This window comes from Streptococcus iniae (assembly GCF_030732225.1).
GTDB classification, from domain to species: Bacteria; Bacillota; Bacilli; order Lactobacillales; family Streptococcaceae; genus Streptococcus; species Streptococcus iniae.
In genome coordinates, this window is the sequence record NZ_CP132230.1 from 32,501 (window position 1) to 53,324 (window position 20,824).

The following is a 20,824-nucleotide window of genomic DNA, read 5'->3' on the forward strand; positions in this document are numbered from 1 at the left end:
CTGATAAGCGTGAGGTCGGTGGTTCGAGTCCACTCGTGCCCATTATTATTTTGGAGAATTACTCAAGAGGCTGAAGAGGACGGTTTGCTAAATCGTTAGGTCGGGTAACTGGCGCAAGGGTTCGAATCCCTTATTCTCCGTATTGTTAAACGATAGTATCTTTGAAAAAAGATATTTCGTTTTTTTTTTGTTTTTTCGTGAGGCTTTTTATGTTTAAATATAGATTTTCGAGGTTCTTTTTTTTCTTCTTCTCTGTTTTAATAATTGCTGTTTCTTCACTCTTTTTTTTAAGTTCATCTTTTACAACGGTTCCATCTTTTTCGAATGAGTTTTTATCACGTTTAGATGTTTTTATTGCTAAACCTTTCCATTCGATTAATTCATCAATTAATGATTTAAAAAAACTATCTAGTGCGGTATCAAAAAATAAATCATTATCTTTAAAACTAGGTCAACTTGAAAACGAAAATCAGTTACTAAAACGCTATAAAAGAGAAAATATAGCGTTAAAAAAAATCCTTGATACTAAAATTGATTCGCCATTCTCACATGTAAGTAAGGTAATTGTAAGAACGCCACAATCTTGGACAGACTCATTAATTATTTCGTCGGGTTCAAATCAAGCTCTAAGAGAGAATATGCTTGTAACATCAGGAGGCTTTTTAGTTGGTAGGGTTTCAGGTGTTACAAGATCAAGTTCACATGTTGACTTATTAACATGTGGAAAACTTTTTAATCTTCCAATCAAAGTTGTGGATAAAAAACGGTCTATTTATGGGAATTTGAAGAACTTTAATACTGATTCTCAACTTATGATTGCTAGTGAATTTAACTCAAGTGACCCTATAGAAATTGGGACAAAGGTATATACTAGTGGTTTAGATGGAGAATCTGTTTCGGGTATTGTTGTTGGAAAGGTAGTTACTATTAAGGAGTCCCCTGATAAATTAAAGAGAGAAATTGGGATTCAATTATTTGCTGATTTTTCAACAATAGATTATGTTGATGTTTTAGGTGAGAAATGATGTCTTATAAATTATTATTTGCTTATTTTTGTTTGATTCCTCTTATGCTATTAGATGCTCATCTTTCTTTAGTAATGAGGTATCTTTTTGGTTTTAAAATCGAGATGGTTTCATTTTTAATGCTTATTTTCTTCTTCCATTTGGCCTGGAAGTCAAATAGGGTTTGTTCTGTCATTTTTTCTATTTTTTATGGTATTTTGTATGACTCTTATTATCTAAATGGAATGCCTAATATGCTCATTTCATTGCCACTTGCAACATGTTTTGCCATTTGCTTATTTGGACAAATGAAAAAAAAAGCAAGTGCTTTTCAGAAAACATTACTATTTTTAATTTTTTTATTCCAAATATTAGGAATTAATTTTCTTATTGTTGGACAATATCATTCAAACCAGGTAGCATTGTCATTTTTTATAACTTATAGTCTTATTCCGACCCTATTTCTAAATCTTTTGTTTTTTGTAATCATAACTCAATATTTTAAACGGTTTTTTTAGTGATTATTACATACAATTGTAACATGTGCGTAATATTAAACACTGTTTTTTCTGGTAAAATATATATTGTCTTATCGAAAAGGAGTAGTTTTTTTAAAATGAAAAAGAGAATATTATCAGCCGTTCTTGTAAGTGGTGTTACCCTAGGAGCAGCAACAACAGTTGGAGCAGATGATCTTGATACAAAGATTGCTGCGCAAAACTCAATTATTTCAAATTTAAATGCAGAACAAAAAGCTGCGCAAAACCAAGTTATTACTTTACAAGGGCGTCTTGGATCATTACAAGCTGAGCAAGAAAATCTTGTAGCTGAAAATGCTAAACTTGAGGCGCAATCAGTTAAGCTTGGTGAAGAAATTCAAACTCTTTCAAGCCAAATTGTTGCACGTAATGAAGCATTGAAAAAACAAGCACGTAGTACTCAAAAAGGGAATACAACTTCAACTTATATCAATACTCTTTTGAATTCTAAGTCAATTTCTGATGCGATTAACCGTGCAGTTGCTATTCGTGAAGTAGTTGTTGCTAATGCTAAAATGTTAGAACAACAAAAACAAGATAAAGCTGCTTTAGAAGAAAAACAAGCTGCTAATCAAGAAGCAATCAATACAGTTGCTGAAAACTTAGAAACAATTGCTTCAAATAAGTTTTCATTAGAAACTCAAGAAGCTAAGTTGCAAGTTGCTAAATTAGATCTTGCTTCTCAAATGACGAGTGCTGAAGGTGAAAAAGCTTCATTACTTAGTCAAAAAGCAGAAGCTGAAAGAGTAGCTGCAGAAGCTGAACGTGCACAAGAGCAAGCTAAAGCACAAGCGCAAGCACAAGCACAAGTTCAAGCAGAGTCAGTTCAGGCTGCACAAGCAGTTGCAACTCCAACTCCACAAGCAGCTCCAGCAGCTCCAGCCCCTGTTGCTCAGTATACACCAGCACCACAAGCAGCGCCAGTAGCACAACCAGTTTCAGCTCCACGCGTTTATAGTGGTGTTAACACTTATCCTGTAGGTCAATGTACTTGGGGTGCTAAATCATTAGCTCCTTGGGTAGGTAACTATTGGGGTAATGGTGGACAATGGGCTGCAAGTGCAGCAGCAGAAGGCTTTGCAGTTGGAAATACTCCAGTTGTAGGTGCTGTAGCAGTATGGACAGGTGGTGGTTACGGTCACGTTGCTGTCGTTACTGCAGTTGAAAGTGCATCTAGAATTCGTGTTATGGAATCTAACTACAATGGAAACCAATACATTGCTGATCACCGTGGTTGGTTTAACCCAACTTCAACATATCAAGGTTCAGCAGTTTATATCTATCCACGTTAATTAAGAGTAGAATAATTTGTTAACATAGGGAGGACTGTTTAGTCCTCTCTTTATTTGTGGCATTTTCTGGCTCTTTGTCAACTGTAGTGGGTTAGTGAAAGCTGGCTCTATAATTTTGCGGTGGATTTACCCACTACAGAAATTATAGAGTTTTATTTATTTAAAAACTTTAAGAATTCTTTATTTCTTTGCTTCATTAATTGAAATATATTTGATTAAATGGTCAAAAAGCGATAAAATGGTAAAGGATTAAAACTTTGGAGGAAAAAATGTCTTATTCTGATTTAAAATTGTTTGCTTTATCATCAAACAAGGAACTGGCTGAAAAAGTGGCTTCAACAATGGGAATTGAGCTTGGAAAATCAACGGTTCGTCAATTCTCAGATGGTGAAATACAAGTTAACATTGAAGAATCTATTCGTGGGCACCATGTGTTTATTTTACAATCAACAAGTTCACCTGTTAATGATAATTTAATGGAAATCTTGATTATGGTTGATGCTTTGAAGCGAGCAAGTGCAGAAACCATTAGTGTTGTTATGCCTTACTATGGTTATGCCCGTCAAGATAGAAAGGCACGCTCACGTGAACCTATCACTTCAAAACTTGTTGCAGACATGTTAGAGGTTGCAGGAGTTAATCGCTTATTAACAGTTGATTTACATGCTGCTCAGATTCAAGGTTTCTTTGATATTCCAGTTGATCATTTAATGGGTGCTCCGCTAATTGCAGATTATTTCGACCGTCATGGCTTAGTTGGTGAAGATGTTGTTGTTGTCAGCCCTGATCATGGTGGTGTAACGCGTGCTCGTAAGTTAGCACAATTCCTCCATACACCTATTGCAATTATCGATAAAAGACGCAGTGTTGATAAAATGAATACAAGCGAAGTAATGAATATTATCGGTAATGTTTCAGGAAAAAAATGTATCTTAATTGATGATATGATTGATACTGCAGGTACGATTTGTCATGCTGCAGATGCACTTGCTGCTGCGGGAGCTACTGCAGTTTATGCTTCTTGTACACATCCGGTCTTATCTGGTCCTGCTATGGATAATATTGAAAAATCTGCTATTGAAAAGTTAATTGTTCTTGATACAATTTATTTACCAGAAGAGCGGTTAATTGATAAAATTGAGCAAATCTCTATTGCAGAATTGATTGGGGAAGCTATAATCAGAATTCATGAAAAACGTCCACTTTCACCCTTATTTGAAATAGGTAAAAAATAAAAAAAGAGACTGTTGAAACAGTTTTCCTTGACAGTGTATTTGGAAAACTTTTTGGCAGTTTTTACTTTTTTAGTGGTGGTAAAGTGCACATTATCTGAATTTTATGTATAATAGGAGTATTATTCAAAGGAGGATGATGGTATGGATTTAAAAAGGAGATTTAATAAAAATCTGGATAATATTGAGGTTTCTTTAATTAGGCTTTTTGATCAGTCAATTTCAGATGTTCCTGGTATTTTAAAATTAACATTAGGGGAACCTGATTTTGCAACTCCAGAACATATTAAGACTGCAGCTAAAAATGCTATTGATGATAATCAGTCTCATTATACTGGTATGAGTGGATTAATGGCTTTAAGACAAGCTGCTTCAGAATTTGTTTTAGAAAAATACCATCTTACTTATAATCCCGAGACAGAAATTATGGTGACTGTAGGTGCTACAGAAGCTCTCTCAGCTAGTCTTTTAGCAGTTTTAGAGCCAGGGGACAAAGTTTTACTTCCGGCTCCTGCTTATCCTGGTTATGAACCAGTTGTGACATTGGCCGGTGCTGAAATTGTTGAGATTGATACTACTGCCAACGATTTTGTTTTAACAGCAGAAGCTTTGGAGGCCTCTCTTTTAGCTGAAGGAGATAAGGTTAAAGCGGTATTATTAAACTATCCAGCAAATCCAACGGGTGTTACTTATTCAAGAGAGCAAATCAAGTCATTTGCTGATGTTTTGCAAAGATACAATGTTTTTGTGATTAGTGATGAGGTTTATTCAGAATTGACCTATAACCAAGAAAGTCATGTGTCAATTGCAGAATATTTACCAGAACAAACCATTTTGATTAATGGTTTGTCTAAATCTCATGCTATGACAGGTTGGAGGATTGGTTTTATTTTTGCTCACCAAAGGCTTGCTGCTGAACTGGTTAAAACACATCAATATTTGGTAACAGCTTCGACTACACTAGCTCAGTTTGCAGCAATTGAAGCTCTAACAGCTGGTAAAAATGATACAGAACCAATGAAGGTTGAATACTTGAAACGTCGTGATTACATTATTGAAAAAATGACAGCATTAGGATTTGACATTATTAAACCAGATGGTGCCTTCTATATTTTTGCTAAGATTCCTAAAGGTTATGGAGAAAAGGATTCCTTTAAATTCTGTCAGGATTTAGCAAGACAGCAAGCTGTAGCTCTTATTCCAGGAATCGGTTTTGGACAGTACGGAGAAGGCTACATTAGGCTTTCTTATGCTGCAAGTATGGAGACAATTTCAGCTGCTATGGAACGGTTAGCATTATTCATGGAGAATTATGGAAACTAAAGAATCACTTGGCATTGTTCTTTATAATCGCAATTATAGAGAAGATGACAAATTGGTCAAAATTTTCACAGAGCAGGCTGGTAAACGGATGTTTTTTGTAAAACATGTTGGTAAGTCAAAATTAGCTTCTGTGATTCAACCATTGACAATTGCAGACTTTATTTTAAAATTAAATGAATCAGGGCTTTCATATATTGAAGATTATAATGGTGTTGAAGCATTTAAACATATTAATGCAGATATTTTCCCCTTATCTTATGCTACCTATGTTTTGGCTTTAGCTGATGCTGCTATTTCTGATAATGAAGCAGATCCTCATCTTTTTGCTTTTTTGAAAGAGACTTTAGAGTTGATGGAGGAAGGTCTCGACTACGAGATTTTGACTAATATTTTTGAGGTTCAAATTTTAGATCGTTTTGGGGTACATCTTAACTTTCATGATTGTGTGTTTTGTCATCGAGTTGGACTTCCTTTTGATTTTTCTCACAAATATTCTGGCGTTCTTTGTCCACAACATTATCAGGAAGATTTACATCGTAGTCATTTAGACCCTAATATTATTTATTTATTGGATAAATTTCAAGGCATTCATTTTGATGATTTAAAGAGCATCTCCCTGAAAAAAGATACAAAGGAAAAACTGCGTCATTTTTTAGATAGTTTATATGATGACTATGTCGGTATTCACCTAAAAAGCAAAAAATTTATTGATGATTTGGGAGAGTGGGGCAATTTGATGACATCTGATTCTAAGTAATGATGAAGATAAAAGGGTTTGGTTATCAAGCTCTTTTGCCATTTAGAGCGGTGTAAAGAACGTTTTTTTGTGCTATAATAAGGTCATTCTTATAGCTAGAAGGAATAGAGTTAAGGAGTAAGTATGAGAAAAATTGCTGTTGATGCTATGGGCGGAGATAATGCTCCCAAAGCTATTGTTGAAGGGGTTAATCAAGCTATTCAAGCATTTCCGGATATTGAAATTCAACTTTATGGAAATCAAGCTGCTATTGAAAAATATCTGATGGTGTCTGAACGCGTGTCTATTATCCATACCGATGAAAAAATAAATTCTGATGATGAACCAGTGAAGGCTATTCGTAAGAAAAAAACTGCTTCAATGGTATTAGCTGCTAAGGCAGTTAAAGAGGGTGAAGCAGATGCGGTCCTTTCTGCAGGAAATACAGGTGCTCTTTTAGCAGCGGGTCTATTTGTAGTGGGACGTATTAAAGGTGTTGATAGACCAGGTTTGATGTCAACCTTGCCAACTAATGATCAAAAAGGTTTTGACATGTTAGATTTGGGTGCCAATGCTGAAAATACAGCTGATCATTTACATCAATATGCTATTTTAGGGTCATTTTATGCCAAAACCGTTCGTCACATTGCCAACCCCCGTGTAGGGTTATTGAATAATGGAACAGAAGAAACAAAAGGTGATCCACTACGTAAAGAAACTTATGCCTTGTTAAGTGAGGATAAAACCATTAACTTTATTGGTAATATTGAAGCGCGTGATCTTTTGTCTGGGGTAGCGGATGTTGTTGTTGCGGACGGTTTCACGGGAAACGCTGTCTTGAAATCTATTGAAGGAACAGCAATTAGTATCATGGGACAATTGAAAACATCTATCAAATCAGGTGGCCTTAAAACTAAGCTAGGAGCTCTTCTGTTGAAAGATAGCCTTTATGCAATGAAAGACTCTCTGGATTACTCAAGCGCTGGTGGTGCTGTTTTATTCGGCTTAAAAGCACCAGTTGTTAAGTCACATGGGTCTAGTGATGCCAAAGCTATTTTTTCAACCATCAAGCAAGTTCGTACCATGCTTGATGCAGATCTTGTAGAACAACTGACTCAAGTGTTTGCAGAAGGAGATTAATACTAATGACCAGAGAAATGATTGTCAATCAATTAATTAGTTTAGCAAAGGAAAAAGATAGTCATAAAGATATGCAATTGTCAGAGAGTTCACGATTAGCTGATGATTTACTTCTTGATTCCATTGAATTAATGGAATACATTGTGAGTATTGAAGATGCTTTTAAAGTGAGTATACCAGATGAAGTTGTTGAACATATGGTAACTCTTAGTGACCTTGCTGATTATCTTATGGAACAGTGAATTTAATAAGAGAAAAGGAGTTTGGCTCCTTTTTTTGGTGCCAAAAATTGTTATATTGTGAAAATTGCTGCTAATCTTGTCTTTTCATTAACGGGAAATAGGAACGCATTTAGTGATGTTATGGATAATGCAATGATACTATTGACTTAAATGAAATAGTATAATATAATCTTAAGTGTTTATAACCAGTTGAAAGGAGAAGGTATGACAAATCAACAACCTTTATATATGCAAATGGTTGATGTTTTGGAAGTGAAGATTAGAGAAACGATGTCCCCTAATGATAAATTGCTTTCAGAGCGTGAATTGAGTGAAACCTATGGAGTTAGTCGAATAACGGTTCGATTAGCCTTAAAAGAGTTGGAAATTAGAGGTTTAATTTATAAGAAACAAGGAAAAGGAACTTATGTTTCAGCTATAAAAGAGCCTGCAACAGATTTATCTTCAGCTTATAGTTTTACAGAGGAAATGAAAAAGCAGGGACGCCAGCCCCAAACCAAAATTTTGTCATTCCAAAAAATGGCAGTAACCCCTTACTTATCAGGTCTATTGGGATTAGAAGTTGGGGTAGAAGTTATCGAGATAGAGCGTTTGCGCCTTGCTGATGGGATGGCTCTCATGCTTGAGAGAACTTTTCTGCCTTCAGAAGTATTTACTAGTTTAACAGAAGAAATGGTTAGTCAAAAACCCCTTTATGATATTTTTTCAGAAGATTATCAACAAGTTGTGCGCTTTGCTGAGGAAGAATTTTATGCAAGTATTGCTTTAGATTACGAGGCTTCTTTACTTGACATTAAAAAAGGGGATCCAGTTTTGCATTTAGTTCGTAAAACGAATAACGATAGAAATCTTATGATTGAATATACCTTTAGTATTGCGCGTGCGGATAAATTCCGTTACCGTATCACCCATCAACCGACACATATGAAAAGCTAATTTTGGGAGGATAGCTGATGTTTAACTTATCAAAAACAGAACTTGAAACATTAGGGGCTGAAATCACAACACGTGAAATTAAGCAACAGCCAGAACTTTGGCAGGAAGCATTTGAATACTTTCTTCAAAATAAAGAAAGTATAGATGCTTTTTTAAACCGCGTAAATGAAAGCGCTAACGGAGAAAAAATAAAAGTTATTTTCACGGGAGCAGGAACTTCAGAATATGTTGGTAATAGTATTTGGAGTTATCTGCAAACTTATGGTAATCGCGACCGTTATCTTTTTTCAAGTATTGCATCAACGGATTTGGTAGCTGCACCACATTATTACTTATATGAAGAAGATACTGTTATTTTGGTATCATTTGCTCGTAGTGGCAATAGTCCAGAAAGTGTTGCTTCTGTTGACTTAGCCAGTCAACTTGTTACCAATTGTTACCATTTGACAATTACTTGTGCTAAAGAAGGTCAATTGGCTAAGAATGCAGTAAATGATGACCGTAATTTATTACTGTTAATGCCAAGCCGTTCAAATGATGCCGGCTTTGCTATGACGGGTAGTTTTTCTTGTATGATGCTAACAGCTTTGCTTATTTTTGATCAACAGTTTGATCTTAAAGAGAAACAAAGAATTCTGACACACATGCAAGTTATGGCTAATGATATCATTCAAAGAGAAGCCGAACTTAAAGCACTCACCGATTTAGATTTTGAACGCTTGGTTTATTTAGGTTCAGGTAGCTTAGCAGGGTTGACACGTGAAGCGCAACTAAAAATGTTAGAATTGACAGCTGGCAAAGTAGCGACTGTTTTTGATTCGTCAATGGGATTTAGACATGGTCCTAAATCATTTGTTAATGGGAAAACACTTGTGATTGACTTTGTTAATAATACTCCTTATGTTCGCCAATATGATCTTGATATTTTGGAAGAAGTTTATGCAGATGGAATTGCCTTGAAGACACTTGCAATTGGGCAAATTGGTGACATGAATTTTTCAGGTGATCGCTTTGACTTGATTTCAGACGTTTTGTTACCTGATGTTTACCTTGCTTTTCCAATGATTTTAACAGCTCAGGCACTTGCTTTATTAACATCTGTTAAGAATCATAATTTACCAGACACCCCATCAGCGTCAGGGACTGTAAACCGAGTTGTTAAAGGTGTTACGATTCACCCCTATCAAGCCTAAGGAGGATTTTATGTATCAATTAACAGAAGCTAAAAGAACATCACTAGAAAAACTGAGTTACAATGGCATCATTTCAGCACTTGCTTTTGACCAACGCGGTGCTTTAAAACGAATGATGGCTGCACATCAAGAAGGAGAGCCAACAGTACAACAAATGGAGGCTCTAAAAGTGCTGGTTTCTGAAGAGTTGACGCCTTACGCGTCATCAATCTTGTTGGATCCAGAGTTTGGTCTTCCTGCCACAAAGGTTCGTGATGAGGAGTCAGGTCTTCTTTTAGCCTATGAAAAAACTGGCTATGATGCCACAACAACAAGTCGCTTGCCAGACTGTTTAGTCGAATGGTCAGCAAAACGGCTCAAAGAAGCTGGAGCTGACGCTGTTAAATTCTTGCTTTACTATGATGTGGATGGTGACGCCTCTGTCAACTTACAAAAGCAAGCCTATATTGAACGCATTGGTTCAGAATGTGTGGCTGAGGATATTCCATTCTTCCTGGAAATCTTAACTTATGATGAAAAAATTGCTGATAACGCTAGTATTGCCTTTGCAAAAGTTAAAGCTCATAAGGTCAACGGAGCCATGAAAGTCTTCTCGGAGGAACGATTTGCTGTTGATGTCCTAAAAGTGGAAGTGCCAGTAAATATGCTGTATGTTGAGGGCTTCGCTGACGGTGAGGTTGTTTACACGCAAGAAGAAGCAGCGCAAGCTTTTAAAGAACAAGAAGAAGCGAGTCATTTGCCATACATCTATCTTAGTGCAGGTGTTTCAGCAGAAATGTTCCAAGAGACCTTAGTATTTGCTTGGGCATCAGGGGCGAAATTTAATGGGGTTTTATGTGGTCGTGCCACTTGGGCGGGGGCTGTTCCAGTTTATATTAGAGATGGTGAAAATGCTGCGCGTGAATGGTTGAGAAATCAAGGGTTTAAAAACATAGATGAACTCAATAAAGTGCTTGAAAAGACAGCTACTTCTTGGGAAAGTAAGGTATAAAAATAGCGTCTATGAAAAAACCATAAACGCAAGTAAGTGTTTAGTAACCAACTGAAGAGGTACTAAAAGTAAAAAATGCTAAAGATTTGTAGAGCTCACAATACTCAAGAACACGACCATTATTTCTTGCTTGAGTCACTTTAATTTGACGAACACATGGATTGTCATCACTAAGTCCTAGAAAGTTTTTTGCCTGATTAGGAACATGAGTTGTTAGATCAGTCGTTGACTGAAATTGTTCATCCATTAATTGAATTTCAAAATCTTTATAAAATCTCCTATAAAGAGATTGGTAGACATTCAAATCAGCATCAGGATTTAAAATGTAGTCATGTGGAATGTAAGAAATTTGATAGAGATAAGGTTGATCATTGAGTCGACGTGTTCTACAAATAGCATAGTACCATTGCGTTTGGTGTAAACCTAATTTTTTCAAATAGTAAGGGTCATTTCCTCTTGTTAGTGAGAGGACATTAACGACTTCACTTTGGAAAGATTGGGTATCTAGTGAAGCAAAGGCAACAATTTTCTCTTTTCTTGTACGAGAAATAAAAGTGCCAACACCTTGTTTGCGGGTGATATAACCTTCTTTTTCAAGTTCTTTCAGTGCACGAATAATGGTAATTGAACTGACTTGAAAAGTTTGGATAAGTTCTGCTTCCGTAAAAAAACGATCGCCTTTTTTGTAGTGTCCGGAGAGGATTTTATTTCTTAGATTATCTTTGATTTGTTGGTATTTAGGAATTTTACTAACCATCATACGAGTTCTCCTTGGCTAGATATATTAATCTAAAACCATTATATCAGAAAAGTAAATGAAACTGAAAAAAATGTCAAAAACATCTTGATATAACCACCATATAGTGTTAATATAAAAACAAAAGGAAGCGTTTACAGAATTTTTAATAAAGGAGTTTAAAATGACCTCTTTTGAAATAAAAGATGACTTTTATTTAAATAACAAACCTTTTAAAATTTTATCTGGAGCTATTCATTATTTTCGTTTAGCCCCGGGTTCTTGGTATAAATCGCTTTATAATCTGAAAGCTCTTGGTTTTAATACGGTTGAAACTTATGTTCCTTGGAATCTGCATGAACCTCAAAGAGGAAAATTTAATTTTGAGGGTTTAGCAGATTTAGAAAAATTCTTGGATTTAGCACAAGAAATGGGACTATATGCAATTGTTAGGCCAACTCCCTATATCTGTGCGGAGTGGGAGTTTGGTGGTTTACCAGCTTGGTTATTAAAAGAAAATGTCAGGGTAAGATCACATGATGCAAAGTATTTAGCTTTTGTTAAGGATTATTATCAAGTTTTGCTGCCTAAACTTGTTAAGAGACAAATTAGTCAGGGTGGCAATATCCTTATGTTTCAAGTTGAAAATGAATATGGTTCCTATGGTGAAGATAAACAATACCTTAAACAATTAATGCAAATGATGCGAGAATTTGGTATTTCTGTTCCTCTTTTTACCTCAGATGGCCCGTGGCAATCAGCTTTGCAAGCAGGAAGTTTGATTGATGAGGATGTTTTGGTGACTGGAAATTTTGGGTCACAATCAAAAGCTAATTTTTCCAATTTAAGAGCTTTCCTTGATGCGCACGACAAAAAGTGGCCACTCATGTGTATGGAATTTTGGGTTGGTTGGTTTAACCGTTGGAAAGAGCCTGTTATTAGACGAGACCCGAAAGAAATGGTAGATGCTATCATGGAAGTCTTGGAAGAAGGCAGCATCAACCTTTACATGTTTCATGGTGGAACAAACTTTGGCTTTATGAATGGTTCATCAGCCCGTTTACAAGAAGATTTGCCTCAGGTGACTTCTTATGATTACGATGCCATTTTAGATGAAGCGGGAAATCCAACGAAAAAGTATTTTCTGCTACAAGAAAGCCTGAAAAAAGCATTCCCTGATTTGGATTATAGTACCCCTTTATATAATGAAACGATTGAAATTAAAGATATTGCTTTATCAGAAAAAGTTAATTTGGTTAGCACTCTAGATGCAATTAGCCAGATGCATGAGGAATATTACCCCCAGAATATGGAGGAGCTCAATCAACAGACAGGTTATATTTTCTATCGCACCACTTTACCTAAGGACAGTCCTAAAGAATGTTTACGACTTATAGATGCTAGAGATCGTGCACAGGTCTTTTTAGATCATCACTTTGTGACAACACAATATCAATTTGAGATTGGTGAGGATATTTTTATAGAGCAAAACAGTGAAAAAAGTCAACTGGATGTTCTGGTGGAAAATATGGGACGCGTCTGCTATGGGCATAAACTAACATCAGTAACACAAAGAAAAGGTTTAGGTCGTGGCTTAATGGCAAATTTACATTTTGTTGGTGAATGGCAACACTACGCTTTACCTTTAGAATCAGTTGAAAACGTTGATTTTTCAGGAGACTATCAAGAGGGTCTACCAAGTTTTTATGCATTTGATTTTAATTGTGACATAATTGGCGATACTTATTTAGATTTAACTTCTTTTGGTAAAGGCGTTGCATTTATCAATAATATTAATCTTGGTCGCTTTTGGAATGTTGGACCTCACTTATCACTTTATATTCCGGCAGATTTCTTAACACAAGGAAAGAATAGAATTGTTATTTTTGAAACAGAAGGCATATGGTCTGACACACTTCATTTGGTAGAAAAACCTATCTTTAAAGAAATAATAGGAGAAAACTTATGACAATTATTGCTACTCGTATAGATGGCCGTTTGATTCACGGTCAAGTCGCAAACTTATGGACAACTAAATTGAACATCAGTCGAATTATGGTTATTGATGATTCAATTGTTACTAATGATCTTGAAAAAACAGCGTTGAAATTAGCAACACCAACGGGTGTCAAATTATCTATTCTAACTGTTGAAAAAGCAGCAAACAATATTTTAGAAGGTCGCTATGACTCACAAAGACTGATGATAGTTGCTAAAAAACCAAGTTATTTCCGCCGTTTAATTGAAGCAGGTGTCAGTCTTTTAGAATTAAATGTTGGAAACATGTCTCAATCATCAGAAACAAGAGCAGTAACACATTCTGTCAATGTTGTTGACAAAGATATTGAAGATTTCGATGCCATTAAAGCTAGTGGAACAAAGTTGATTGCCCAAATGGTACCCGGTGATTCACCAGCTGATTTTATGCCTTTATTAGATAAGGTCAGATAATTTTTTTGTAATTCATTTTTCATATATATTTAAGGAGGAAACATCATGATTCAATGGTGGCAAATTTTACTACTGACCATGTATTCAGCTTATCAAATTCTTGATGAGTTGACGATCAATACGTCAGCTGGATCCCCTGTATTTGCAGGGTTTATTACAGGTCTTGTTATGGGTGATCTTAAAACAGGACTTCTCATCGGAGGAAGTTTACAATTAATGGTACTTGGTGTAGGTACTTTTGGTGGAGCTTCTCGTATTGATGCCACTTCTGGTGCTGTTCTTGCCACAGCCTTCTCTGTAGCACAAGGGTTAAATCCAGAAAAGAGGCTGGGCAAAAAGTAGCTTCAAATAAAACCACGCAGAGATTTCAGTCTTGAAAACAATCAAGATGAAAAAATCACTGTGTGGTTTTTGAGTATTTGAAGTTTTAGAGTCGAGATTCTTAGCTAATTTCGTGAGATTCATACTCATGAAGAGGAATCCAACCTCCGTTTGGACGGCTTGATTGCCTCTGACATGGACTCTACGCACGCCAAAAACACTCTTCAATCGGCCAAAAACGGGTTCGACATCGATTTTCCGTTTGGCATAGATTCGAGAGCCATCTTCGCTATGTAATTCTTCCTTTATGAGTTCTTTAAAGTAATTCCAAGTTGGATTGTAATGGATCTGTTTCTGGCGACCACTTTCTGTTTTGGAAAGTTTTTCCAACTCTTCCGTGCTTTGTATTTTTTCTGCCTCATAAATCTTGAAATCCCGTTCAAAGCCATACTTATCTTTTCTACGAGAGTAATATTTAAAGGAATAAACAACACCATCTGGTTTAATGAATTGGTCTGTTTCTTCAAGGTAGTCCCAATTATTTGGATTAGTAGGACTGTTTTTATATTTCTTAGTCAATTCCTTCTGGTACATGCCATAGGGAATCAGAGGAGATTTCTCCAACTCATCAATGATAAAACTATAATTCTCCTCACTGCCATAACCGGCATCGGCGACAATATTTTGGAAGAGGTCCAGAGTTTGAATGGATTGGAGAAATGGTTTCAGGGTTCGGGTGTCCGTTGGATTTGGAAATATATCATATGCAAGAACATATTGACCATTGGTGGCAGCTTGAACATTATAGCCAGGTTTGAGCTGGCCATTCATCATGTGGTCCTCTTTCATTCGCATAAAAGTGGCATCGTGGTCCGTTTTGGAGAAAGAGTTACGCTCTTCTAGAATCTCTCTAGCCTCCTCATAGCGTTGCTTACGAGGGAGATAATCCTTTCTCAACTGGTTGCGCAGTTTCTTAATACGACGTCGCTTTTGTTTATTGGCAGAACCTCCCTTGATAACTTTTGGTTCCTCAGAAATTGATTTCTCAACTTCCGCCAAGGCCTGTTCAGTGTCTTCTAAAAGGCGCACTAACCCCTCGCTGGTTTCGCATTCTTCTTTAGACAGAGCTAGGTTTACCCCCTCTTGAACCAGCTGGTCATAGAGTTCTGAGATTTTTCCGTTTAGTGCCTCTTCGTATTTATCAACAGCTCTTTTCCAAGTGAAAGAGTAGAGATTAGCATCAGCTTCTAGCTTGGTGCCATCGATAAAGAGAGCATCATCTTCAATCATGCCATTCTCACGCATGAGGAGGGTGAAATAAATAAAGGCGGTCTTAATTAGGTTATTGGCATGTTTACTAGAACGAAAATTATTGATGGTTTTATAGCTAACGTAGGTGTCCTGGCTCAACCATTTCATGGGAATGACTTCTTCATTCATCTGAACTATTTTGCGACCAGAAAAGACCTGGCGGGCATAGGCGAAGAGCGTCATCTTCAAAAGCATGGCAGGATGAAAGGCAGGACGACCAGTGTGAGACGTCTCTTCAAGCAAAATATGATTTGGAATACTGTCCACAAAGAGACTGATTAATCTAACCTCATGATTCATTGGAATATCGTAGGCAAGATTTAATTCCAAACTGAGTTGATTTGTGTTATACTCTTTATACATAGTCATGGCTTTCTAGTTGTTTTGTCGTTATTATAATTATAAACCATGACATAGGAAAACGAGCATCTCCAACTGCGGAAATGCTCGTTTTTTCTATTCTGAAGCTACTTTTTGCCCAGCCTCGTTCCTGTAGCAGCGCTGTTGGTATATACGGACATTCTTGGCCGTTTCTCAACCACTTACTTTGCTCACCGTATTGATCGTCATGTTGATAATTTTGACTACAAAGCTATTGAGCGTAATTACTTATTAGGAGCAGTTCCTTGGGCGCTTTCTCGTGCGCTTCCAGTATTTTTAGCCCTTGCTTTTGGTGCAGGATTGGTTGAAAGTCTTAATGCAGCCGTTGACTCAGTTCCTTGGATTGCAAGTGGTTTAACACTTGCAGGGAAAATGCTTCCTGGACTTGGGTTTGCCATTTTACTTCATTATTTGCCAGTAAAACGCAATATCCACTATTTAGCTCTTGGATTTGGTTTAACAGCGATGCTTACTGTTGTTTATGGTAACTTACAAACAGTAGGTGGAGCTCTTGCAGGAGTTGTAAAAGGATTTGATGCAACACCATTTAAAGGCTTGCCAATGATTGGTATTGCAATTATTGGAGCAGCCCTTGCGACCTTACACTATAAAAATAGCCAAAATGTAACAGTTATTGAGAAAAAACCAGAAGTCTCAGAAAGCGGGGAAATTGAAGATGACGAAATCTAATTATAAATTAACCAAAGAAGATTTTAATCAAATCAATAAACGTAGTATCTTGACTTTCCAGTGGGGTTGGAATTATGAGCGTATGCAAGGCTCAAGTTACCTTTATATCATTTTGCCACAACTTCGAAAAATGTATGGAGATGGCACACCAGAATTAAAGGAAATGATGAAGACCCATACGCAATTTTTCAATACATCGAATTTCTTCCATACAATCATTACAGGGATTGACTTAGCGCTTGAAGAAAATGAAGGTTTAGAAGCTAAAGATGCCGTAAATGGTGTTAAGACTGGTTTGATGGGGCCATTTGCCCCAATTGGAGATTCCTTATTTGCCTCACTTGTTCCAGCAATTATGGGATCAATTGCCGCTGGAATGGCTAAAAATGGGAATCCGACGGGGATTTTCATGTGGGTAGCAGCAACTTGTGCTATTAATATTTTCCGCTGGAAACAATTAGAAATTGCCTACAGAGAAGGCACAAAACTTGTGACAACAATGCGTGATAAATTATCTGCACTGGTTGATGCAGCATCTGTTATGGGTGTTTTCATGGTTGGTGCTTTGATTGCCACAATGATTAACTTTAAGTTTATTGCCATGCCAAATGTTGGTGGTAAAGTTATTAATATTCAAGATTTGTTCGATCAAATTTTCCCACGTTTGGTACCAGCCCTCTTTACAGCAGCAATTTTTTGGTTGCTTGGACGTAAAGGCATGACATCAACAAAAGCAATTTTGATTATTATTGTCTTTGCACTTGCCATGTCATTCTTTGGTATTTTAGGTGTTTAACATGGGAAAAAAATTAATCTTAGTTAGCCATGGAGATTTCTGTCATGAATTGAAAAAAAGCACAGAAATGATTATGGGCCCACAAGAAGACATTATTTCAGTTGGTTTATTACCTTCTGAGGGGGCTGATGACTTTAAGGTAAAATTTTTAGAAGCTATTGATGGTTTAGAGGATTTTACAGTTTTTGCAGATTTAATGGGTGGCACTCCATGCAATGTTGTTTCACGATTGATTTTAGAGGGAGCTCACTTTGATCTCTACGCAGGAATGAACATGCCGATGGTGATTGGATTTTTAAATAGCCAACTTTTAGGAGAAGCCGTTGATTACAAAGAGTTTGCTATTGAAAATACCCATAAAGTCAATGATTTACTGATGGCTTTTGCTGATGACGATGAGGACTGATATTTCTTGTGAGCAAGAGTAATTAAATCATTTAAAAGGATTTAGATTTCTTAGAACTAAATCCTTTTCATTTGGCTTAGAGTTCCTTGTTGGTAAAGTAATTAATAGAGCTTTTAGACTGACTTTAGCAATTGTTAATAGACAATAGAAAACTCTTTTAAAAGGCGAATAAGCAAAATCAATTACTAGTCTTGCTTGACTGGGAAAAGCACTCAGTAGGACATTACAGAGCGCTTTTTTTATTACTGTTTTAGAACCCTGTCCATCGTTACCCAACTAGCTCGTGAGCCTATTTGGATATAAAGTCCTCTACTAGGCAAATCAACTTGTAGAACCTTGTAAGTTCCAGGGATGGTAAAATAGTTATCTGGACTTAAGATTTGATTCGCTTCTTTTTGTCCACTAGCGTTAGTTTTATCAACAGGACCTGGATCAATCCAGTTGAGTTGACTAGGTTGACCACCAGCTAAATCAGCACTGGAAACAAGATTTCCATGAATCTGAGTGACTTTAAATGTTCCTTGGAAGGATACGGTATCGCCAACCTTGAAAATTCTTTCTGACTTAGGTGTTTCAGGAGACTCACTTTTTCTTTCTTCCATTTTGACAACAGGAATGTAGCGACGGTTGCCACTAAAACCAATATATGAGATCCATTGGTAGCCATCTGCAACCATAGTTTGATCGTAATGAACGTACTGTCCAGCACTATAAGAAGTTAATGTCAGACTTTGAAAACGAGCTTCTTCTTTGACAGGACTCATTGCCTTAAAGTAATAAGTCCCCTTATTGGGGAGAAGTTTGGTACTTTCAGCTAATATGTGGTTAGAAGATGGGATGGTAGATTGCTCAGTCGTTATGTCTTTAAAGTGAATAAAGCCACTTACCTGCTGACGATGAATTTGTCGGCGGTGGTATTTTTCAGGCCCTTGACCAGCATTGTAATTGTATTCTTCAAGGGTTACATAGTCTCCTGAAACTTCAGCTACCCAAGCCACATGTCCATAGTCGCGATGTGAGTAATTGACACCTTTGTCAAACCAGGCTACGGCGCCAACTTGGGGAATTTGATTAACCAAGAAGCCTTGAGCTTTGGCTATATGTCCCCAACTGTCAGCATTGCCATATCCAGCAGGTAAATTAAAGCCATTAGTTGTACTTAGGCGAAAAGCAACAAAGGACGTGCATTGTCGCAAGTACATGCCCCAAGAATCAGCTCCCCAGCCTTTTTGCCATTTATGAGGATAATTATCTCCTAAAACAGCAGCTTTTACAGTTTTGGAAAAGGCAAGTGATTTGTTAGTTAGCGGCAGCGTCTGTATTCCCCAGAGACTGGTTAGTACTAGAGTTAGTGATAAGACTTGTTTGAGTGTTTTCATTTGTTTCCTCCTCTATCTAACTAATTCGAAGAAGAGATTTGAAAACAGACAAAAAAGTCAGAAGTTGTAAAAAAAACAGTTTTTGCTATTTTACGGAAGTATAAAAACCCACCCTTAGGGGGCAGGTTTAAATCCTAATGATTATTCTAATTGACTACTTGTAAGTTTTTTTTATTTAGCTGTTATACTAATTTTGTTTGGATGAAGAAAGCATTATCATTAATGAGGAAATAAAAACAAACCAAGTAAAGGAAAGTAACCCTCTTAAGTCAAAGTAAACTAGTAGACTGAAAATAATAGTAAAAAAGAGACAAAGGTAGAAAATTTTCTTGGTATCATTGGTTATTTGCATTGGCATTTCCTCATTTCTTATTTTAAATACTTACTTGGAACAACATGATAACAAACTTTGGAAACTTAGTAAATAGCAAAAATGTCAGGTTTAAAGATTAAGGCACATTAACCGTGTAAACTAATTCGACTCCTGGAACATAGACGACAGCAAGAGTTGTTGATTTCTGGCTTTCTACGGCAGTTTTTACAGACCATCCAATTGCTCCAGAGATGACAGCAACAAGTCCTGCTGTAACGGGATTAGCAGCAAATTGTTTTAAATGCCAACCAGCGTAACCAGCAGCAAAGGTTCCAGCAGCCCAACCGGACATTCCACGAACGGTTGGTCCTAAGTTGAAACGTATCCCAACTGGTCCTCTAAAATAAGTGTTTGGAAGTTCTTTAACAGCTTCAAAAAGCAAATTAGCATCTTCTTGAGAAATATTAAGCACTTGTGATAGTTCTGCCGCATTTCCCCTTAGACCAACGGATCCATTATCTTGCACATAGAAATAGTTCTCAAGGCGTTGTGCATTGTCTTGCATGCCTTTGTCAATCTTAGGTTTTGTGATATTACCATTACTATCAGAAATAACGATTTTTTTGTCATTTTCAACACTACTTTGATTAATCGGAGTCTTGTGTTCAGCTAATACAGCTGGGATTGGCGTATTGACTAACATGGATGATAGCAGTAATGTTGATGTCAATTTAATAATTTTGTTCATATTATAAATATCCTTTCTTTGTTTTAATAAAATAGACGAGAAGCCCTCTAACACAGTATTGTTTCCGCTATTTAATGTTCTCCTTTCTTGTTAGGTGCTCTGATAAGATGTAGACCTCCTTATCTCATTATTCGAAAAAGAAGCCAAATTTCTTGTCAAAAAAATATTTTTTCTATCAAAAAATCAAAAAACATTAGAAATTCCAGGAACCTTAGACTATAAAAAATTTAAAAATCATCTAAAAAACGGATAAAAAAATAGACTCTTAGTAAAAATCCTAACCCCACTTCCATTAATATGGTAAAATGGAACTAAGATAGAAACATAAAATGAAGTGGGAAAATTGAAGAAGGATGAAAAGTTGATGATAAAAATAATTGTTCATGCTTTTATCGAAGATAGGAAGCTAGGCATTTTTGAAGTTTTATATGCTTCAGAAGATGATAGTTTGATTGCTGAAAAAATGGCTGAATATAAAGAGGAATTCAGTCAAGATTATTTAGCAGTATATGATTTACCTTTAGATACAGACTTAAATCATTTATCTCATTACCCTTCAGTTGCTATTGGAAAAGAAGAATTTGAATAGGGTGTAAATACTTTGCCTATTCTTTACAAATTTAAGTTCATAAACTTAAGGTGAAAAAGAAAGGAGCGAGGGTGT

At 36.4% G+C, this 20,824-nt stretch carries 19 protein-coding genes, 2 tRNA genes and 3 pseudogenes (1 of these 24 only partly in view); 20 read left to right on the forward strand and 4 right to left on the reverse strand.

The genetic code is table 11. From position 1 onward, the window contains the following. The 13 genes from Q9317_RS00215 to lacD form a co-directional block, all read left to right on the forward strand. Positions 1–42 (forward strand) — tRNA-Ile (locus Q9317_RS00215) (it extends 32 nt beyond the left edge of the window). A gap of 10 nt (positions 43–52) precedes the next feature. After that, positions 53–140: transfer RNA gene (locus tag Q9317_RS00220), tRNA-Ser, on the forward strand. A gap of 69 nt (positions 141–209) precedes the next feature. Then, on the forward strand, positions 210–1,025 hold the full coding sequence (locus Q9317_RS00225) for a rod shape-determining protein MreC (protein WP_003098561.1): 816 nt from the start codon (positions 210–212) through the stop codon (positions 1,023–1,025). After that, a complete protein-coding gene (locus Q9317_RS00230) occupies positions 1,025–1,522 on the forward strand; it encodes a rod shape-determining protein MreD (RefSeq protein WP_003098563.1) in 498 nt (165 codons plus the stop codon). Before Q9317_RS00225 ends, Q9317_RS00230 begins: the two co-directional genes overlap by 1 nt. Before the next feature lie 98 nt (positions 1,523–1,620). Beyond that, positions 1,621–2,835 (forward strand): peptidoglycan hydrolase PcsB, encoded by a 1,215-nt coding sequence (gene pcsB, locus Q9317_RS00235; protein WP_003098566.1) that lies wholly within the window; start codon positions 1,621–1,623, stop codon positions 2,833–2,835. 269 nt (positions 2,836–3,104) lie between these two features. Next, positions 3,105–4,070 (forward strand): ribose-phosphate diphosphokinase, encoded by a 966-nt coding sequence (locus tag Q9317_RS00240; protein ID WP_003098567.1) that lies wholly within the window; start codon positions 3,105–3,107, stop codon positions 4,068–4,070. Positions 4,071–4,211: 141 nt separating this feature from the next. Then, on the forward strand, positions 4,212–5,390 hold the full coding sequence (locus tag Q9317_RS00245; protein WP_003098568.1) for a pyridoxal phosphate-dependent aminotransferase: 1,179 nt from the start codon (positions 4,212–4,214) through the stop codon (positions 5,388–5,390). Continuing rightward, positions 5,380–6,147 (forward strand): DNA repair protein RecO, encoded by a 768-nt coding sequence (gene recO, locus Q9317_RS00250; protein ID WP_003098570.1) that lies wholly within the window; start codon positions 5,380–5,382, stop codon positions 6,145–6,147. The genes Q9317_RS00245 and recO overlap by 11 nt, the downstream gene beginning before the upstream one ends. Before the next feature lie 123 nt (positions 6,148–6,270). After that, entirely contained in the window at positions 6,271–7,266 is a 996-nt protein-coding gene (gene plsX, locus Q9317_RS00255) for a phosphate acyltransferase PlsX (protein ID WP_003098571.1), read from the forward strand. Between the two features lie 5 nt (positions 7,267–7,271). After that, a complete protein-coding gene (locus Q9317_RS00260) occupies positions 7,272–7,508 on the forward strand; it encodes a phosphopantetheine-binding protein (protein WP_003098573.1) in 237 nt (78 codons plus the stop codon). A gap of 204 nt (positions 7,509–7,712) precedes the next feature. Then, on the forward strand, positions 7,713–8,444 hold the full coding sequence (locus tag Q9317_RS00265; protein ID WP_003098576.1) for a GntR family transcriptional regulator: 732 nt from the start codon (positions 7,713–7,715) through the stop codon (positions 8,442–8,444). Between the two features lie 17 nt (positions 8,445–8,461). After that, complete coding sequence (locus Q9317_RS00270; protein ID WP_003098577.1) at positions 8,462–9,637, forward strand: SIS domain-containing protein; 1,176 nt, start codon at positions 8,462–8,464, stop codon at positions 9,635–9,637. A 10-nt stretch (positions 9,638–9,647) separates the two neighbouring features. Beyond that, on the forward strand, positions 9,648–10,628 hold the full coding sequence (lacD, locus tag Q9317_RS00275; protein ID WP_003098579.1) for a tagatose-bisphosphate aldolase: 981 nt from the start codon (positions 9,648–9,650) through the stop codon (positions 10,626–10,628). Between the two features lie 40 nt (positions 10,629–10,668). Here the strand turns inward: lacD and Q9317_RS00280 are convergent, their stop codons facing one another. Then, entirely contained in the window at positions 10,669–11,388 is a 720-nt protein-coding gene (locus Q9317_RS00280; RefSeq protein WP_003098581.1) for a GntR family transcriptional regulator, read from the reverse strand. A gap of 160 nt (positions 11,389–11,548) precedes the next feature. Between Q9317_RS00280 and Q9317_RS00285 the strand changes: the two genes are divergently transcribed. The 3 genes and pseudogenes from Q9317_RS00285 to Q9317_RS00295 all read left to right on the forward strand — a co-directional run. Continuing rightward, positions 11,549–13,333, forward strand: coding sequence for a glycoside hydrolase family 35 protein (locus Q9317_RS00285; RefSeq protein WP_003098583.1), 1,785 nt, complete (start codon positions 11,549–11,551; stop codon positions 13,331–13,333). Next, the gene (locus Q9317_RS00290) at positions 13,330–13,815 is read left to right on the forward strand and encodes a PTS sugar transporter subunit IIB (protein WP_121791476.1); all 486 of its coding nucleotides are present in this window, start codon (positions 13,330–13,332) and stop codon (positions 13,813–13,815) included. The genes Q9317_RS00285 and Q9317_RS00290 overlap by 4 nt, the downstream gene beginning before the upstream one ends. Positions 13,816–13,860: 45 nt before the next feature. Next, positions 13,861–14,136, forward strand: a pseudogene (locus Q9317_RS00295) (PTS sugar transporter subunit IIC); the annotation flags it as partial. Between the two features lies 1 nt (position 14,137). Here Q9317_RS00295 and Q9317_RS00300 read toward each other — a convergent pair. Next, positions 14,138–15,810 (reverse strand): annotated as a pseudogene (locus tag Q9317_RS00300) (IS1182 family transposase); the annotation flags it as partial. Between the two features lie 123 nt (positions 15,811–15,933). Here Q9317_RS00300 and Q9317_RS00305 point away from each other — a divergent pair. From Q9317_RS00305 to Q9317_RS00315, 3 genes and pseudogenes are all read left to right on the forward strand, one after another. Continuing rightward, positions 15,934–16,518 (forward strand): annotated as a pseudogene (locus tag Q9317_RS00305) (PTS sugar transporter subunit IIC); the annotation flags it as partial. Beyond that, positions 16,505–17,314, forward strand: coding sequence for a PTS system mannose/fructose/sorbose family transporter subunit IID (locus Q9317_RS00310; RefSeq protein WP_003098592.1), 810 nt, complete (start codon positions 16,505–16,507; stop codon positions 17,312–17,314). The pseudogene Q9317_RS00305 and the gene Q9317_RS00310, both read left to right, overlap by 14 nt. 1 nt (position 17,315) lies before the next feature. After that, complete coding sequence (locus Q9317_RS00315; RefSeq protein ID WP_003098595.1) at positions 17,316–17,720, forward strand: PTS sugar transporter subunit IIA; 405 nt, start codon at positions 17,316–17,318, stop codon at positions 17,718–17,720. Positions 17,721–17,962: 242 nt separating this feature from the next. On the opposite strand, the gene scrM is transcribed toward Q9317_RS00315, so the two are convergent. Both scrM and Q9317_RS00325 read right to left on the reverse strand, forming a co-directional pair. Further along, on the reverse strand, positions 17,963–19,099 hold the full coding sequence (scrM, locus tag Q9317_RS00320; protein ID WP_003098599.1) for a peptidoglycan hydrolase ScrM: 1,137 nt from the start codon (positions 19,097–19,099) through the stop codon (positions 17,963–17,965). 449 nt (positions 19,100–19,548) lie between these two features. Continuing rightward, positions 19,549–20,160: a hypothetical protein gene (locus tag Q9317_RS00325; protein WP_016355739.1), complete on the reverse strand. Its 612-nt coding sequence runs from the start codon at positions 20,158–20,160 to the stop codon at positions 19,549–19,551. 364 nt (positions 20,161–20,524) lie between these two features. Here Q9317_RS00325 and Q9317_RS00330 point away from each other — a divergent pair, with 364 nt between their 5' ends. Beyond that, entirely contained in the window at positions 20,525–20,749 is a 225-nt protein-coding gene (locus Q9317_RS00330) for a hypothetical protein (RefSeq protein WP_003098601.1), read from the forward strand. Positions 20,750–20,824: the final 75 nt, after the last annotated feature.

Bases quoted from the DNA above. Each gene is read 5' to 3' on its own strand.
- Q9317_RS00225 (WP_003098561.1), top strand. From the start codon at position 210: ATGTTTAAATATAGATTTTCGAGGTTCTTTTTTTTCTTCTTCTCTGTT.
- Q9317_RS00230 (WP_003098563.1), top strand. From the start codon at position 1,025: ATGTCTTATAAATTATTATTTGCTTATTTTTGTTTGATTCCTCTTATG.
- pcsB (WP_003098566.1), top strand. From the start codon at position 1,621: ATGAAAAAGAGAATATTATCAGCCGTTCTTGTAAGTGGTGTTACCCTA.
- Q9317_RS00240 (WP_003098567.1), top strand. From the start codon at position 3,105: ATGTCTTATTCTGATTTAAAATTGTTTGCTTTATCATCAAACAAGGAA.
- Q9317_RS00245 (WP_003098568.1), top strand. From the start codon at position 4,212: ATGGATTTAAAAAGGAGATTTAATAAAAATCTGGATAATATTGAGGTT.
- recO (WP_003098570.1), top strand. From the start codon at position 5,380: ATGGAAACTAAAGAATCACTTGGCATTGTTCTTTATAATCGCAATTAT.
- plsX (WP_003098571.1), top strand. From the start codon at position 6,271: ATGAGAAAAATTGCTGTTGATGCTATGGGCGGAGATAATGCTCCCAAA.
- Q9317_RS00260 (WP_003098573.1), top strand. From the start codon at position 7,272: ATGACCAGAGAAATGATTGTCAATCAATTAATTAGTTTAGCAAAGGAA.
- Q9317_RS00265 (WP_003098576.1), top strand. From the start codon at position 7,713: ATGACAAATCAACAACCTTTATATATGCAAATGGTTGATGTTTTGGAA.
- Q9317_RS00270 (WP_003098577.1), top strand. From the start codon at position 8,462: ATGTTTAACTTATCAAAAACAGAACTTGAAACATTAGGGGCTGAAATC.
- lacD (WP_003098579.1), top strand. From the start codon at position 9,648: ATGTATCAATTAACAGAAGCTAAAAGAACATCACTAGAAAAACTGAGT.
- Q9317_RS00280 (WP_003098581.1), bottom strand. From the start codon at position 11,388: ATGATGGTTAGTAAAATTCCTAAATACCAACAAATCAAAGATAATCTA.
- Q9317_RS00285 (WP_003098583.1), top strand. From the start codon at position 11,549: ATGACCTCTTTTGAAATAAAAGATGACTTTTATTTAAATAACAAACCT.
- Q9317_RS00290 (WP_121791476.1), top strand. From the start codon at position 13,330: ATGACAATTATTGCTACTCGTATAGATGGCCGTTTGATTCACGGTCAA.
- Q9317_RS00310 (WP_003098592.1), top strand. From the start codon at position 16,505: ATGACGAAATCTAATTATAAATTAACCAAAGAAGATTTTAATCAAATC.
- Q9317_RS00315 (WP_003098595.1), top strand. From the start codon at position 17,316: ATGGGAAAAAAATTAATCTTAGTTAGCCATGGAGATTTCTGTCATGAA.
- scrM (WP_003098599.1), bottom strand. From the start codon at position 19,099: ATGAAAACACTCAAACAAGTCTTATCACTAACTCTAGTACTAACCAGT.
- Q9317_RS00325 (WP_016355739.1), bottom strand. From the start codon at position 20,160: ATGAACAAAATTATTAAATTGACATCAACATTACTGCTATCATCCATG.
- Q9317_RS00330 (WP_003098601.1), top strand. From the start codon at position 20,525: ATGATAAAAATAATTGTTCATGCTTTTATCGAAGATAGGAAGCTAGGC.